Below are 15,000 nucleotides of genomic sequence, written 5' to 3' on the forward strand. Positions count from 1 at the left end.
CCCCAGATGACCGAGATCGAGATCGGTCGCGCCAAGCGCGGCCGGCAGGCGTACGCGTTCGACGACATCGCGATCGTGCCGTCGCGGCGGACGCGGGATCCCGAGGAGGTCTCGGTCGCCTGGCAGATCGACGCGTACCGGTTCGAGCTGCCGATCCTGGCGGCGCCGATGGACTCGGTGATGTCGCCGCGGACGGCGATCGCGATCGGGAAGGCCGGCGGGCTCGGCGTCCTCAACCTCGAGGGGCTGTGGACGCGGTACGAGGACCCGTCGAACCTGCTCGCCGAGATCACCGAGCTGGACGCGCAGCAGGCGACGCACCGGCTGCAGGAGATCTACGCGGCGCCGATCAAGCCCGAGCTGATCTCGCAGCGGGTGCAGGAGATCCGCGCCTCCGGCGTGACCGTGGCCGGGGCGCTGTCGCCGCAGCGCACCAAGCAGTTCGCGAAGCACGTCGTGGATGCGGGCGTCGACCTGTTCGTCATCCGCGGTACGACGGTGTCCGCCGAGCACGTGTCCGGCCAGGCGGAGCCGCTGAACCTCAAGCAGTTCATCTACGACCTCGACGTCCCGGTGATCGTCGGTGGCTGCGCGACCCACCAGGCGGCCCTGCACCTGATGCGTACCGGCGCGGCCGGCGTGCTGGTCGGCTTCGGCGGCGGCGCCGCGCACACCACCCGCAAGGTGCTCGGTGTCGCGGTGCCGATGGCGTCCGCGGTGGCCGACGTGGCGGCGGCCCGGCGGGACTACATGGACGAGTCCGGCGGGCGGTACGTGCACGTCATCGCGGACGGTTCGGTCGGCCGGTCCGGCGACGTCGCGAAGGCGATCGCCTGCGGCGCGGACGCGGTGATGGTCGGTTCGCCGCTGGCCCGCGCGAGCGACGCGCCTGGCGGCGGGTACCACTGGGGCGCCGAGGCCTGGCACCAGGACCTGCCCCGCGGCGAACGCGTCGAGGTCGGCGTCACCGGCACCATGGAGCAGATCCTGTTCGGCCCGTCCTGGGTCCCGGACGGCACGATGAACCTCGTCGGCGCCCTGAAGCGCGCCATGGCCACCACGGGTTACACGGAGCTGAAGGAGTTCCAGCGGGTCGAGGTCGTCGTCGGTTGAGCACCGGCGTCCTCCTCCTGCACGGTTCAAGCGGTACGCCGGACCTCGACCGCGCCCGGTTGCTCGAGGCCGAGGGGTACGACGTCCTCGCGCCGACGTGGGCGGTGACATACGAGGTGCCGCTGGAGTCGTTCCCGCTGGACGAGCTGGCGCACCACGACCGGCTGGTCGTGATCGGCAGCTCGTGGGGTGCGGAGGCGGCGCTGCTGCTCGGTGCGCTCGACGCGCGGGTGGAGTCGGTGGTCGCGTTCGCCCCGAGCTCGTACGTCTGGGGCCGGAACCTGGAGGACGGCAGCCAGCGGTCCGGGTGGACGTGGCGGGGCGAGCCGCTGCCGTTCGTACCGTACGACCGGGACTGGCAGCCGGAGACCGATCCGCCGAGTTTCACCGGGCTGTACCGGCAGAGCCTGCGGGCGGCGACCGACCGGATGCGGATCCCGGTGGAGCGGATCCGCGGGGAGGTTCTGCTGGTCGCGGGCGGTGACGACCAGGTGTGGCCGGCGGCCGAGTTCGCGGACGAGATCGTCCGGCGGCGCGGCGAGCGTCCGACCCGCGTCGTCGCGGTCGGCACGGCCGGGCACCGCGCCGTACTTCCGGGGGAACAGCCGAAGACTGCCGGGCAGCGGATGGCGCGCGGCGGGACGGACGCGGCGGACCGGGAGCTGGGCGCGCTGGCCTGGCCCGAGGTACTCGGGGTGCTCGCCGGAGGCTGAGCAGCCGGACGTCGCGCCCGGCTACGATCCTCGGGACCTGCGACCGGGTCGGGCCTACTCGGTGAGGAGAGATCGTGTACCACTACGTCGATGCCGAGGTACCGGGCGGGTTGGGGCCTGAGTGCTGCCGCGACAAGAACCAGCGGGTCGCGGACTCCGGGCCGTTGCATCTTGTCTTCGACGGCTGGATGGGCGACGACCTCGTCACCACGGTCCCGTTCTGGTTCGTGACGGAGCGTCTTGCCGCCGCGCTGCGTGCCTCTGGTCTCACCGGTTACGAACTCGAGCCGGCCAGCGCCTCGCAGGGCGAGCAGTACGCGCTCGCGTCCGATCGCGAGGTGCCGCGCGACTGGTTCCGCCTCGTCCCGGCCGGCACGCCGGGGCAGGATGATTTCGCCGTCGACGACGGCACTGAGCTGGTGGTGAGTGACGCCGCGCTCCGGTTGCTGGAGTCGTTCGACCTCGCGAACGCGTATGTCGCGGACTACGAGGATGTTCCAGCCGGCGGCGCCGCGAGCTGACAGGTGACCGCATGCTGGGCGACCTGCTGATGGCACTCGCGGTTTGCCGGGTTCTGGAAGGATTGCGGCATGGGATGGTTCAGCCGACGAAGCAGCCAGGACACGGACAACGTTGCCCTTGCCGTAGGGCGGGCGCTGCTGTCCCCGGACGATGTCGATCAGGTGCGGTTCCTGATCACCACGAAGAAGGTCGTGAACGCGGTCAAGCTGGTCCGTGAGCGCACCGGTCTCGGACTGGTGCACGCGAAGGAGCTCGTGGACGAGATCCGGCTCGGCCGGTACGTGCCACCGACCACCGAGACCCCCGTCGTACGCAGGCCGAACACCAACCTCGCCGAACGCACCCGCGCGCTGAAGGCCGCCGGCGAACTCCACCAGGCCACCGCCCTGGTGGTCTCCGAGACCGGCATGACCGAAGCCGAAGCCGGCCTCTTCGTCGGCGCCCTCCGCACCGACAGCACCGAGCCGACCGACTAACCCTTCACATACGCGAGGTTCTCGGCGATCTTCCCGTCCCGGAGGCGGAAGAGGTCGACGCCGCGCACATGACCGGAGGACCACGAGTACCGCCACCGCACCACCGCCCGGTCGCCGAGCACCACGGTCTCCTCGACCTCGAACCCCAGGTCGGTGGTCTCCGCGAACACCTTCGCCCACTCCGCGCGGACGGCGTCCGCGCCCTCGAAGCGCCCGCCGTCCGGTGGCGCCGTGGACTCGAACACGATGTCGTCGGTGACCAGCGACATCAGCGTGTCCAGGTCCCCGGCGCCGAACGCGTTCCCGAACCTCTCGAGGAGCGCCGACACCGGTGTCCACCGCGGGTCACGCCCGAACGCCGCCAGCAGCGCCTCGGCCGGATCGGTGAAGCCCGCGAGCGGCGCGCCGACCATCCCGGCGGACCGGTAGATCTCCTCCCGGTCCGCGAACCACGTCCCGACCTCGGCCACCAGTTCCACGTCCAGCCGCGGCGGTACGCCGATCGCGACGGCGAGGTCCCACCCGTGGATCAGGTGGTCGGCCGCGAGCTGCCGCAGGTACTCGGGCGGATCCTCGTCGCCGTACGACAGGTGGACCTTCTCGACCGGCCAGGTCGCCGCGAGCTCCGCCTCCCGGGCCGCGGCCGCCGCGGCGCCGGCCGGATCGTCGCCGAGCAGATCGCCGTCGAGGGTGTCCCCGACCTCGGCGATCGTCCGGCCCTGCATCAGCGGCGCCGTCCAGCGTTCCTCGCCGACGACGTGGTTCACCAGCGCCCGGACGTCCCAGTCCGTGCACGGCGTCGGCCCGGACCACTGATCCGGCGCCACCCCGGAGACAAGTTCCGCGAAGTTCGCGACCGCGCGGTTGTGCAGCTCCACGACATCCATGTCGGCCACCCCCAGCGCCAGCGTCCGCCCGGGGACGGCCGGGCGTCAACGGCCGAGCTGGAGTTGTTCCGCGGCCTCGTGGGCGTGGTGCGAGGCGGTGACGTCACCGGTCGCGGCGAGCAGGTTGCCGTGGTGCCGGTAGCAGGCGCCGGCCAGGTCCTTCATCTTCTCGTCGTCGTCGGCGTACGGGATCAGCGCGGTCGCGACCTCCGCGCACCAGCCGCCGAGGTCGAGCGCGATCTCGGTGCGGCCGGCCTGGAAGTACGCCGCGGAGATGTCGAGCAGCAGTTGCGCCCAGATCGGTACGTACGTCGCGGTCTGGAACCGCATCCGGTGGGACTCGCGCTCGGACGAGATCGCGAACAGGTAGTGCGCCTCCAGCCCGAGCGTGAGCGCGGCGTCCCCGTCCTGGGACAGCAGCGGCCGCACCAGCTCGGCCAGCTCGACCGCGCGCAGCGCCGCCGACTCGGGGTCCGTCCGGCCGGACACGGTCGCCAGCGTCATCCCGGGCGCGGGCTCGCTCAGCGCGACCAGCCGGTGATACTGCTCGAACGGCCCGAGCTTGATCTCCGCGTTCTCCAGCGCGGCGACCAGCGTCAGCGGCAGCCCGCGGTCCAGCTCCTCGACCACCCGGGTCGCCGTCTCCGCGTCGGTGTCGTACGCCGTCTGCAGGCACGTCTCGCCTTCGAGGCGGCCGACGCTGCCGAGGTGCTTGCCCTTGCGGACCAGGGCAGCGACCAGCGTGCGCATGTCGGTCGTCGAGTCCGAGTCGGCGAGCGTGTCGGCCGTGGTGAGCCCGATCTCGTCGGCCTCCAGCGCGAGGTCCATCCGCCCCTCGGCAGCGTGCACGTCGGCGGACACCGCGGTCGCCGTACACAGGTAGCGGGCGTACGACAGCGACTGGGGGCTCTCGTTGATCTGGTCCGCGAGCTGCAGGAACAGCTGCGTCGCGGCGTCCGCGGACGCGACCGCCAGCGCGGGGTCGCCGTACCGGCGGAGGATGAGCGCGTTCATCGCCAGCACCCGGGCGAAGTCCGGCTGGTGCTTCAGCCCGTCCTCACCGCCGACGAGCTGGCCGTACGCGATCACCGCGCCGTCCATCTCCAGTACGGCGGTGGCGCCGTGGCCGCGGTGTGCCTGCGTCATCGCGCGCCGGGCGCGGACGTCGGCGAGGAAGCAGGTGGCGTCGAGGACGCCGGCGTCCTGGAGCTCGGTGTAGCCGAGTTGCGCCTCGTGCAGTGCGGTGAGCGCCTCCTCGTGCCGGCCGGACGCGTTCAGCGAGCCGGCCAGCTCGTACTGCGTCGCGGCCATCAGGTGCTTGGCCTCGTAGTGGTTCGGGCGCGCCTCGGCGCGTTCCCTGGCCAGCTCGATGACCCGCTGCTGGTACGGCCCGGCCTCGTCGGCGCGGCCTTCCTCGATCAGCACCTGGGCTGTCTGCAGCGCCTCACTGAGCTCGTCCTCAGGAGGCGTCCAGAGCCCCCCGCTGTCCACCATCTTGACGTTCCACCCCTTCACCGGTTTCAGCGGATCAGCTTAACCATCCTCTGATACTGACAGCCGCTATTACCGGCAGGTAGCCTTCAGCTATGAGCGAGCAGACGTCGATTCCAGCGGATCCCGAGCTCGATCCGACCGCGTCGTACGCCACGGATCAGTCCGTGATCCGGCGGTTGTCGGGGCTGCTGCGGGCGACGGCCGGCACCAGGACGTCGTACGCGCCGGCCACCGGGCAGCCGATCGCGGACCTGCCGACGTCGAGTGCGGACGACGTGACCGCGGCGGTTCGTGCCGCCCGGAAGACCCAGCAGAGCTGGAGTCGGGTGCCGCTCGCCGAGCGCGCCGCGATCCTGCTGCGGTACCACGACCTGGTGCTCGACCACCGGCACGAGCTGGTCGACCTGATCATCCGCGAGTCCGGCAAGGCGCGGAAGCAGGCGTTCGAGGAGCTCGCGCACGTCGCGCTGACCGCGCGGTACTACGGCCGCAAGGCGTTCGAGCTGCTCGAGCCGCAGCGCAAGCTCGGGATCTTCCCGGTGCTCACCCGGGCCGAGGAACGCTTCGTCCCGAAGGGCGTCGTCGGCATCATCTCGCCGTGGAACTACCCGCTGACGATGGCGATCTCCGACGGCCTGCCGGCGATCCTGGCCGGCAACACGATCGTCCACAAACCCGACAGCCAGACCCCGCTGACCGCGCTGCGCGGCATCGAGCTGCTGTACGAGGCCGGCCTGCCGCGCGAGGCTTGGCTGGCGGTGAACGGCGACGGCCCGACGGTCGGCGGCGCGCTGATCCAGAACGCCGACTACATCTGCTTCACCGGCTCGACGAAGACCGGCCGGCTGGTCGCGCAGCAGTGCGGCGAGCGGCTGATCGGCTGCAGCCTCGAGCTCGGCGGCAAGAACCCGATGCTGGTACTGCGGGACGCCGACCTCAACCGCGCCGCCGAGGGCGCCGTCCGCGCGTGCTTCGCGAACGCCGGCCAGCTGTGCGTCTCGATGGAACGCCTGTACGTCGCCGACCAGGTGTACGACGCGTTCGTGACCGCGTTCGTGGACCGGGTGAAGAAGCTACGGCTCTCCGCCGGCACCGGGTGGGACGTCGACATGGGCTCGCTGATCTCGAAGGCGCAGCTCGAGACGGTCAGCCGGCACGTGGAGGACGCCCGCGAGAAGGGCGCCACCGTACTGGCCGGCGGGAAGCCGCGCCCGGACATCGGCGAGCTGTTCTACGAGCCGACCGTCCTGTCAGGCGTGACGCCCGCGATGGAGTGCTTCGACAAGGAGACCTTCGGCCCGGTCGTCTCGATCTACCGGTTCTCCGACGAGTCCGAGGCGATCCAGCGCGCGAACGAGGGCGAGTACGGCCTGAACGCGAGCGTCTGGACCCGGGACGGCCGTCGCGGCCGCGCGGTCGCCGCGCAGTTGACGGCCGGCACCGTGAACGTCAACGAGGGGTACGGCGCGACGTTCGGCTCGATCGACACCCCGATGGGCGGCATGCGCTCGTCCGGCCTCGGCCGCCGGCAGGGCGTCGAGGGCATCCGCCGGTACGTCGAACCGCAGGCGATCGCCACCCAGCGGCTGATCCCGATCGCGGCGTCGCACGGCATCTCCGACGAGAAGTTCGCCGAGCTGATGACCGGCGCACTGCGGGTGCTGAAGAAGATCGGCCGCCCATGACGAGCTTCGACTACGACGTCCTGGTCATCGGGTCCGGCTTCGGTGGGTCGGTGTCGGCGCTGCGGTTGACCGAGAAGGGGTACCGGGTCGCCGTCCTGGAGGCGGGCGCCCGGTTCGACGACGCGTCGTACGCGAAGAACTCGTGGGACACCAAACGGTTTCTCTTCGCGCCTCGGTTGGGGATGTACGGCATTCAGCGGATCAGCGCGCTGCGGGACGTGATCATCCTGTCCGGCGCGGGCGTCGGCGGCGGCAGCCTGGTGTACGCGAACACGCTGTACGAACCGCTGCCCGCGTTCTACACCGACCGCGCGTGGTCGCACATCACCGACTGGAAGGCCGAGCTCGCGCCGTACTACGACCAGGCGAAGCGGATGCTCGGCGTCACGACGTACCCGGGGTTCACGCCCGCGGACAAGGTGATGAAGCAGGTCGCCGAGGACATGGGCGTGGGGGAGACGTTCCACCCGACGCCCGTCGGCGTGTTCTTCGGCGAGCCCGGCGTCGAGGTCGACGACCCGTACTTCGGCGGCGCCGGACCGCGGCGTACCGGCTGCATCGACTGCGGCGAGTGCATGACCGGCTGCCGGCACAACGCGAAGAACACGCTCACCAAGAACTACCTCTACCTGGCCGAGAAGGCCGGCGCGGAGGTCTACTCGCTGACCACGGTCACGTCGGTCGAGCCGCTGCCGGACGGTGGGTACGCCGTCGACACCCGCCGTACGTCTCATCGCAAGATGACCCGCCGATTCACCGCCCAGCAGGTGGTGTTCGCCGCGTCGGCGCTCGGTACGGCGAAGCTCCTGCACCGGCTGCGCGACGAGGGCAAGCTGCCGCGGCTCTCGGACCGGCTCGGAGTGCTGACCCGGACCAACTCCGAGTCGTTGCTCGGGGCAATCTCCCGGGACACCGGCGTCGACTACACCCGCGGCGTCGCGATCACGTCGTCGTTCCACCCGGACGACATCACCCACATCGAGCCGGTCCGGTACGGGAAGGGCAGCAACGTGATGTCGCTGCTGCAGACCGTGCTGACCGACGGCGACGGGGACAAGCCGCGCTGGCGGACCTGGCTGCGCGAGCTCGGGGTGCAGCGGAAGAACATCCGCCGGCTGTACGACCTGAAGCACTGGTCGGAGCGGACCGTGATCGCGCTGGTGATGCAGACCGCGGACAACTCGATCACGACGTACGGCAAGCGGGACCGGCTCGGCCGCTGGAAGCTGACCTCGAAGCAGGGCCACGGCGCGCCGAACCCGTCCTGGATCCCGGTCGCGAACCAGGTCGTCCGGCGGATGGCCACGCTGATGAACGGCACGCCGGGCGGCACGATCGGCGAGCCGTTCAACGTGCCGATGACCGCGCACTTCATCGGCGGCTGCGCGATCGGCGACTCGGCCGCGACCGGCGTGGTGGACCCGTACCACCGCGTCTACGGGTACGACGGCCTGCACATCGTCGACGGGTCCACGATCTCGGCGAACCTCGGCGTCAACCCGTCGCTGACGATCACCGCCCAGGCCGAGCGCGCGCTGTCGTTCTGGCCGAACAAGGGCGCGGACGACCCGCGTCCGGCGGTCGGGGCGGAGTACCGCCGGATCCAGCCGGTGAAGCCCGGGCATCCCGTCGTACCGGACGACGCACCGGGTGCGCTGCGGCTGCCGATCTTTCCGAAGCAGGCTGTGACGGAGCCGTAACACAACAAGGCAAATGAAAAAGCCTCAGCAGTAAGTTGCTGAGGCTTTTCGAAAAGGTCCGGAAAGGGAGCAGGTCCCTCGGGAACGTTTCCGCCCAAATCGTTTCCCGAGGGACCCACTCAAGCCGGGGTGAGGCGCCCGGCGCTTTGGGATCGGGTCACCAACCACAGCTGGCGACCCGAGCTCTTGGTCACTACCTTACCTCCGATTTCCGCGAGCTCCAGGCCTTGTGACCACTCTGCGTGCTGACTGTAATGATCAGCTTCAGTCGCTCTTGGTAATCGGGTGGCGGTCTTCCTTGCGGTAACCGCCTCTGCACACATCAACGAGCCCATCTACGGGGGGTTACGAGGTTCCGGAGAAAAAACCAAAAACTTTTCCGGGAAGTGCGGAGAGTGGTCGCTGAGGCACTTCGGTCCGAGGTGTTCCACGTGACGCCCGCCGCAGTACCGGCGTACTCCTCTCGCTTACTGTGAGCCCGACCGTTCTGATGAGGCAGGAGAAGCATGGACATCCTGGACGTGGCACGTGCGCAGGTTCTGGAGCAGGGCACCGGTCTGCGCCAGGAGCAACTGGTCGAGGTGCTCCGGACGCCGGACGACCGGCTGCCCGAACTGCTCGCGCTCGCGCACGACGTCCGGGTGAAGTGGTGCGGTGAGGAGGTCGAGGTCGAGGGGATCATCTCGCTGAAGACCGGCGGCTGCCCCGAGGACTGCCACTTCTGCTCGCAGTCCGGTCAGTTCACCTCGCCGGTGCGCGCGGTCTGGCTGAACATCCCGGAGCTGGTCGAGGCCGCCAAGGAGACCGCGAAGACCGGCGCCACCGAGTTCTGCATCGTGGCCGCCGTCCGCGGGCCGGACGAGCGGCTGATGTCCCAGGTGAAGGCCGGCATCGACGCGATCAACGCCGAGGTCGACATCAACATCGCCTGCTCGCTCGGCATGCTCACGCAGGCGCAGGTCGACGAGCTGAAGTCGTGGGGCGTGCACCGGTACAACCACAACCTCGAGTCGGCCCGGTCGTACTTTGGCGACGTCGTCACCACCCACTCCTTCGAGGAGCGCTGGGAGACCTGCCTGATGGTGCGCGACTCCGGCATGGAGCTGTGCTGCGGCGGCCTGGTCGGGATGGGCGAGACCCTCGAGCAGCGCGCCGAACTGGCCGCGCAGCTCGCCGAGCTCGACCCGCACGAGGTCCCGCTCAACTTCCTGAACCCGCGCCCCGGCACGCCGTTCGGCGACCTCGACGTGATGGACGGCAAGGACGCGCTGCGCACGATCGCCGCGTTCCGGCTGGCGATGCCGCGGACGGTCCTGCGGTACGCCGGCGGCCGCGAGCTGACCCTCGGCGACCTGGGCACCCGCGACGGCCTGCTCGGCGGCATCAACGCGGTCATCGTCGGCAACTACCTGACCACCCTCGGCCGCCCCGCCACCGCTGACCTCGACCTCCTCGCCGAGCTGAAGATGCCGGTGAAGGAACTCCAGAAGTCGCTGTGACGTACTGCGGACGCTGCGGGCGCGAGCTGACCGACGGCAGCCACGAGGACTGCCGCCGGGCGCTCGAACTCGAACCGCCGAGATACTGCGCCGAGTGCCGCCGCCGGATGATCGTCCAGGTCCACCCGATGGGCTGGTCAGCCCGTTGCTCTGTCCACGGCGCCCTATCTGACCGCGTCTGACGCCGCGACGACGTCGACGAGGCCGTGCCCCTTGTCGTACGACGTACTCCCGCCGCGCGGATCCGCCTGGTACGGCGCTCCGTCGGTGTAGCGGTGGGCGGTCGAGATCAGCGCGGTCTCGACCTGTGCCGGAGTCGCGGACGGGTTCGCCTGGAACAGTTGGGCGACGATCCCGGCGATGTGCGGCGCCGCCATCGACGTACCGCTGATGGTGTTGTAATTGCCGCCGTCCACGGGTTTCAGGCCGGTGGAGCAGATCGGCAGGTAGACGCGGCAGGACGAGGTGATGTTCTCACCCGGTGCCGAGAGGTCCGGGTACGTGGAGAGCGTTCCGTTCTTGCCGCGGGACGAGTACGACGAGATCTTGCCGTCGCGGGTGCCGGTGTCCAGGTCGTTGTACGACGCCACCGACAGGATGCCGCCGGTCGGGTCCTGGCCGGGCGGGTTGGTCAGCGACGTACTGCCGTCCCCGCCGTCGTTGCCGGCGGCCCAGACCGTGACCACACCTTCGGCGGCCAGGGCGCGCTGCAGTTTGACGGTGGCCGAGTTCGGGTCGAACGCGCCGCCGCCGGACGGGCCGTAGGAGTTGTTCGTGACCTTGATCGGCGGGCATTTGCTCGCCGGTACGGCGGTGCCGCACGGGTGCGCGTGGTTCTCCAGGACCCAGTTCAGGGCAGCGTCGGCGCCGACGATCACCAGCGCGGCCCCGACCGAGAGGTCGACCAGTGACGCGCCTGGCGCGGCGCCGTGCATCTTCGTTCCGTCGGGCAGCGTGACCGGTCGTCCGGCGACGATGCCGTTGACATGGGTGCCGTGACCGCCGAGCGACAGCAGGTCGGTGTCGGCCGAGCCCGCGTCGACCGGTGCGCAGAGCGTCTCGGTCACCGGGTCGCAGACGATCTTGAGGTTCTTCACGACGGCCGACGTTCCGTCCGCGTTCTGGAGGAACGGATGCGTCGGGTCCACCCCGCTGTCGATCACGGCGACGCTCACGCCGCGACCGTCGAGCGGCTTGCCGTCCGCGCCGGTCCGGGTCGCGACGGCCTCCGAGCCGCGGGTGGCGATGTTCGACGTCGAGAGGCTGATCCGCAGCGGCTGGTTGCCCTCGAGATAGGTGACGCCCGGCCGGCCGCGCGCGGCGAGGATCTGCGAGCGGGTGCCTTCGGCAACCACCACGCCGATCTTGTCGTACGACGTCAGCTGCCGCAGGCCACTGGCCTGCACCGCGCGCCGTGCCGCGGCGAGGTCGGTTCCGTGGACGAGCACTGTCGTGGTCTGCAACGGAAGGGCGCCGAGGCGGTCGAGTTGGCGTCCGAGGAACGCCTGGATCGGTGCTTGCGGGGACGCGGCCTGCTGCGCGTGGACGGGCGTACCGACTGTCAGTGCCAGCAGGCCTGCGGTGGCGGTGGCGATCAGGGATCGGGCGTGCATGTTGTCTCCTCACTGGGCGCCGGCTCGGGGATGCTACGGGCCAGTAATAAATGCAGGTGCCCAATGTAGGGTCGAGAACAGTCGTTTGAGAAGGGCTCGCGATCGTCGACGGCGATCGGACGGGCCGCCCAGGCTAGGGTTGAGGCATGTCCGATGCCGTGCCGCGCCTGCTGGTCGCCCTGTACGGGCCAACGTCGGCGGGGAAGACCGCGGTGTCGGTCGATCTCTGTCTGCGGATCCGGGACGAGCTCGGGATGCCGCCGATGGTGGTGTCCGCGGACTCGCGGCAGGTGTACCGGTACATGGACATCGGTACCAGCAAGACCACGCCGGATGAGATGCGCGGCATCCCGCACACGATGATCGACGTCACCGAGCCGGTCCGGAAGCTCGAGCTGGAGACGTTCGTCACCGAGGCGCGCCGGCACATGGCGGACTGCTGGACGGCCGGCGGCGTGCCGGTGATCGTCGGCGGTACCAGCGTGTACGTCCGCTCGCTGCTCGAGGGCTGGGAGGTGGATGCGGTCGCCGAGGCGCGGAACGCGATCCGCCGCGACTTCCCGCGGAGCATGGCCGAGGACGCGTACGCCGTACTCGCCCGCCTGGACCCGAAGGCCGCCTGGAAGATCCACGAGAACAACTACGACGCGATCGTGAACGCGCTGGCGCGGGCCATGGGCAACGATCCCGAGCGCGCCGTCGCCCCGGCCACCCGGCAGGTGGTGTTCGCCGTCGACCGCTCGCCCACGGACATCGACGCCCGCGTCGCCGCGACGTACGACCACCAGGTCGCCCGCGGCCTGCGCGACGAGGTGCTCGGGCTGGAGGAGCGGTACGACGTCCTCGCGCAGTACCGCCGGCTCGCCCAGAAGTCGCCGAACCAGGTCGTCCACACGCACGGGTACACCGAATGGTTCGACGTCGCGCTGGACCGCGGCCGCTCCGTCGAGAACCTCGACGAGTCCGACCGGGCCGAGGTCCGCTCCCGCGTCGTCGAACGCATCCAGACCCACACCCGCCGGCAACGCGCCGCCATCCCCAAACTCACCGGCGTCCGCCCGATCCGCAACGCCGACGACGCCTTCACCCAGGTCAAGAAAACCCTCGAAGCCCCCGAACCACCCCGCAGCCCCCAACGCTCCAAACCGCGCCCAGGCAGCGGTCCGGGCGCGACGACCGGCACAACCGGCCGCAGCTCCGGCGGCAGTTCCCCGGCCAAGCGGACTGGCGGCACCTCGGGCCGCAACCCCACCTCCGCGTCCGACCGCCGTTCCGGCGGCAACTCGGGCCGCGGTTCCAGCTCGTCGTCCGACCGCGGCGCCGGCGGCTCGCCGGGCAAGAGTGGCGGCGGCGGCAGGGGCCGCGGGGCACGCGGCTCGGGTGGGGCGTCCGGTGGCGGGCGTCGCGGGCGGCGGTAGACATGACAACGGCCGGGTCCCACCAATCGATGGTGGTCCCGGCCGCGACGGCGCGGGCCTGACTACTTGCCCTTGCCCTTCTTCTCGGCCTTCTTCGCGGCAGCGTTCTCGCGTCCGCGCCGGGTGTTGGGGTTCGTGGACCGCCCCTGGTCGGCGTTCTTCCGGGAAGCACCCTTCTCGTGCCGGTTCCGGTTGCTCTCGCGCTGGTTGCTGTCGTGCTGCTGCGAGTCGCCCTTCTTGCTCTTGGGCGTGTCGTCCTTCTTCTTGCCGAAGGCCATGGCGAGTCCTCTCGTCGAAGCCGCGAACCGCGGCGCGTTGTCGTCGGTGTGTTCAGAGACCCGGGGTCTGTCCGTCGCGACGGCGAGCCCCCGTCGCTGACGTCCTCAAGCAGACGCTGTCCCCCGTCGTTCGGTTCCCCGTTGGTTCAAGGCATTGGAAGGCTAACCACGGCAAGGGTTCATCTGCTGTTCGCACGGGGGTGCGGCCACCGGACCGCTGACCTGTGGAGTCGGATATCGTTCGTGCGTGGTTAACGTCGCCGCCCTGAACGTGCTCCCGCAGCTCGATAAGGCGAGTTGGTCGGCACCTGAGGCGATCGCATACGAGATCGCGCAGGAAGGTGTCCGGCAGGCGATCGGCTTCTGCGCCCGCCCGATCACCGAGGCCGAGCTGGAGGCCGATCCCGAGGTCGTCGCGACCCGGCGCGCCGAGCAGCAGGACTGGGCCGCGCGCGGCCAGGAGCTCACTCCGCAGGACACACGCGCGATCAAGCGGATCCGCAAGGACGCCGACGACCTGCTGAGCGTCGAGGACGAGGACGATGACGACCTCGACGACGAAGACGACGACGAAGACGAAGACCTCGACGACGAAGAAGACGTGGACGACGACGGGACGCTGGAGCAGTCGTGACGAGTCCGTGGGGGACCGAGCCGGCGAGTGCCGGCCGCGAGGTGCTGGACGCGGCGGAGAGCGAGCAGATCTTCCGCGAGCGGATCGTTCCGGACCAACTCGCCGGCACCACGCAGGAGCAGCCGGTGGTGGCGTTCGTCGGCGGTCAGCCGGGTGACGGGAAGGCCGCGATCACCGCGTTGGTGGCCGCGATCCTGCGCCGCCGGAGCCGGCCGGTCGTCCTGAACCCGGGCGCGTACGAGCCGTATCACCCGCACTTCTACCAGCCGATCGCCGACGCGCCGCCGGCCCCGAGCCCGGACGTCGAGGCCGACGGCCTGCGCTGGTACGCGATGGCCGAGGCGCACGTGATCGAGCAGCGGTACGACGCCGTCGTCGAGACCGAGTTCCTCGACGTCGACGCGTTCGCCGCGTCGGCGGAGCGGTTCAAGGCGGCCGGCTACCAGGTGGAGATCGCGCTGCTCGCGGTGACCGAGGTCTTCAGCCGGCTCGGCGTCCTCGAGCGGCACCTGCGTGGCCTCGAGGCCTACGGCTTCGCGCGGCTCGTGCCGCCGAGCGCCCACGACGACGGCTACGCCGGAGTACTACGGGCCGCCGAGCTGATCGACGCGAACACCTGGGCCGACCGGGTCGCCGTACTGCGTCCTGACGGGCAACTGCTGTACGGCAACCAGCGCGCCGCGGGTGGCTCGTGGGAGCGGCCGGTACGGACCGCCGAGGCGATCACGTACGAGCGGGACCGGCCGTGGACGGTCGTGGAGTCGCGGTACTTCCTGGAGACCGTCTCCCAGGTCGCGCGGATCGGGCTGGCGGCGCCGGTGCAGTGGATCCGGGACGAGTCGGTCGAGGGCGGCAAGGCGGTGACCGCGATGGCGCGGCCGCGGCTGCATCCCGACGCGGTGACGTTACACATCGCGACGGCCGGCACGCTGCCGTAGGAGACGTCGCCCACATCCTGGCCACCCGTG

The 15,000-nt window shown here is 70.4% G+C and carries 14 protein-coding genes; 10 read left to right on the forward strand and 4 right to left on the reverse strand.

From position 1 onward, the window contains the following. The first annotated feature begins 6 nt into the window (after positions 1-6). The 4 genes from ACQHIV_RS36365 (at position 7) to ACQHIV_RS36380 (ending at position 2,824) form a co-directional block, all read left to right on the forward strand. On the forward strand, positions 7-1,113 hold the full coding sequence (locus ACQHIV_RS36365) for a GuaB3 family IMP dehydrogenase-related protein (RefSeq protein ID WP_380198022.1): 1,107 nt from the start codon (positions 7-9) through the stop codon (positions 1,111-1,113). Further along, positions 1,110-1,826 (forward strand): acyl-CoA thioester hydrolase/BAAT C-terminal domain-containing protein, encoded by a 717-nt coding sequence (locus tag ACQHIV_RS36370; RefSeq protein ID WP_427888860.1) that lies wholly within the window; start codon positions 1,110-1,112, stop codon positions 1,824-1,826. Before ACQHIV_RS36365 ends, ACQHIV_RS36370 begins: the two co-directional genes overlap by 4 nt. Positions 1,827-1,900: 74 nt before the next feature. Next, entirely contained in the window at positions 1,901-2,347 is a 447-nt protein-coding gene (locus ACQHIV_RS36375) for a hypothetical protein (RefSeq protein ID WP_427888861.1), read from the forward strand. A 69-nt stretch (positions 2,348-2,416) separates the two neighbouring features. Continuing rightward, entirely contained in the window at positions 2,417-2,824 is a 408-nt protein-coding gene (locus tag ACQHIV_RS36380) for a hypothetical protein (RefSeq protein ID WP_427888862.1), read from the forward strand. Here the strand turns inward: ACQHIV_RS36380 and ACQHIV_RS36385 are convergent. Together ACQHIV_RS36385 and ACQHIV_RS36390 are read right to left on the reverse strand one after the other, a co-directional pair. Further along, positions 2,821-3,711: a TIGR03086 family metal-binding protein gene (locus tag ACQHIV_RS36385; protein ID WP_427888863.1), complete on the reverse strand. Its 891-nt coding sequence runs from the start codon at positions 3,709-3,711 to the stop codon at positions 2,821-2,823. The genes ACQHIV_RS36380 and ACQHIV_RS36385 overlap by 4 nt on opposite strands. Positions 3,712-3,756: 45 nt before the next feature. Further along, complete coding sequence (locus tag ACQHIV_RS36390; RefSeq protein WP_427888864.1) at positions 3,757-5,205, reverse strand: hypothetical protein; 1,449 nt, start codon at positions 5,203-5,205, stop codon at positions 3,757-3,759. Positions 5,206-5,297: 92 nt separating this feature from the next. Here ACQHIV_RS36390 and ACQHIV_RS36395 point away from each other — a divergent pair, with 92 nt between their 5' ends. The 3 genes from ACQHIV_RS36395 to bioB all read left to right on the forward strand — a co-directional run bounded on the left by ACQHIV_RS36395 (position 5,298) and on the right by bioB (position 10,089). Then, complete coding sequence (locus tag ACQHIV_RS36395; RefSeq protein WP_427888865.1) at positions 5,298-6,890, forward strand: succinic semialdehyde dehydrogenase; 1,593 nt, start codon at positions 5,298-5,300, stop codon at positions 6,888-6,890. After that, complete coding sequence (locus ACQHIV_RS36400; RefSeq protein ID WP_427888866.1) at positions 6,887-8,590, forward strand: GMC oxidoreductase; 1,704 nt, start codon at positions 6,887-6,889, stop codon at positions 8,588-8,590. Before ACQHIV_RS36395 ends, ACQHIV_RS36400 begins: the two co-directional genes overlap by 4 nt. Before the next feature lie 506 nt (positions 8,591-9,096). Next, entirely contained in the window at positions 9,097-10,089 is a 993-nt protein-coding gene (gene bioB, locus ACQHIV_RS36405; RefSeq protein ID WP_427888867.1) for a biotin synthase BioB, read from the forward strand. A gap of 164 nt (positions 10,090-10,253) precedes the next feature. Here the strand turns inward: bioB and ACQHIV_RS36410 are convergent, their stop codons facing one another. After that, on the reverse strand, positions 10,254-11,702 hold the full coding sequence (locus ACQHIV_RS36410) for a S8 family serine peptidase (protein ID WP_427888868.1): 1,449 nt from the start codon (positions 11,700-11,702) through the stop codon (positions 10,254-10,256). A gap of 146 nt (positions 11,703-11,848) precedes the next feature. On the opposite strand from ACQHIV_RS36410, the gene ACQHIV_RS36415 reads away from it, so the two are divergent. Continuing rightward, on the forward strand, positions 11,849-13,120 hold the full coding sequence (locus ACQHIV_RS36415) for a tRNA (adenosine(37)-N6)-dimethylallyltransferase (RefSeq protein WP_427888869.1): 1,272 nt from the start codon (positions 11,849-11,851) through the stop codon (positions 13,118-13,120). A gap of 62 nt (positions 13,121-13,182) precedes the next feature. Here ACQHIV_RS36415 and ACQHIV_RS36420 read toward each other — a convergent pair whose 3' ends face one another. After that, positions 13,183-13,398, reverse strand: coding sequence for a hypothetical protein (locus ACQHIV_RS36420; RefSeq protein ID WP_427888870.1), 216 nt, complete (start codon positions 13,396-13,398; stop codon positions 13,183-13,185). 247 nt (positions 13,399-13,645) lie between these two features. Between ACQHIV_RS36420 and ACQHIV_RS36425 the strand changes: the two genes are divergently transcribed. Continuing rightward, positions 13,646-14,032 (forward strand): hypothetical protein, encoded by a 387-nt coding sequence (locus ACQHIV_RS36425; protein WP_427888871.1) that lies wholly within the window; start codon positions 13,646-13,648, stop codon positions 14,030-14,032. Further along, the gene (locus ACQHIV_RS36430) at positions 14,029-14,970 is read left to right on the forward strand and encodes a zeta toxin family protein (RefSeq protein WP_427888872.1); all 942 of its coding nucleotides are present in this window, start codon (positions 14,029-14,031) and stop codon (positions 14,968-14,970) included. The genes ACQHIV_RS36425 and ACQHIV_RS36430 overlap by 4 nt, the downstream gene beginning before the upstream one ends. The last annotated feature ends 30 nt before the right edge of the window (positions 14,971-15,000 follow it).

This window comes from Kribbella polygonati (genome assembly GCF_050320105.1).
In the GTDB taxonomy this organism is placed as follows: Bacteria; Actinomycetota; Actinomycetes; order Propionibacteriales; family Kribbellaceae; genus Kribbella.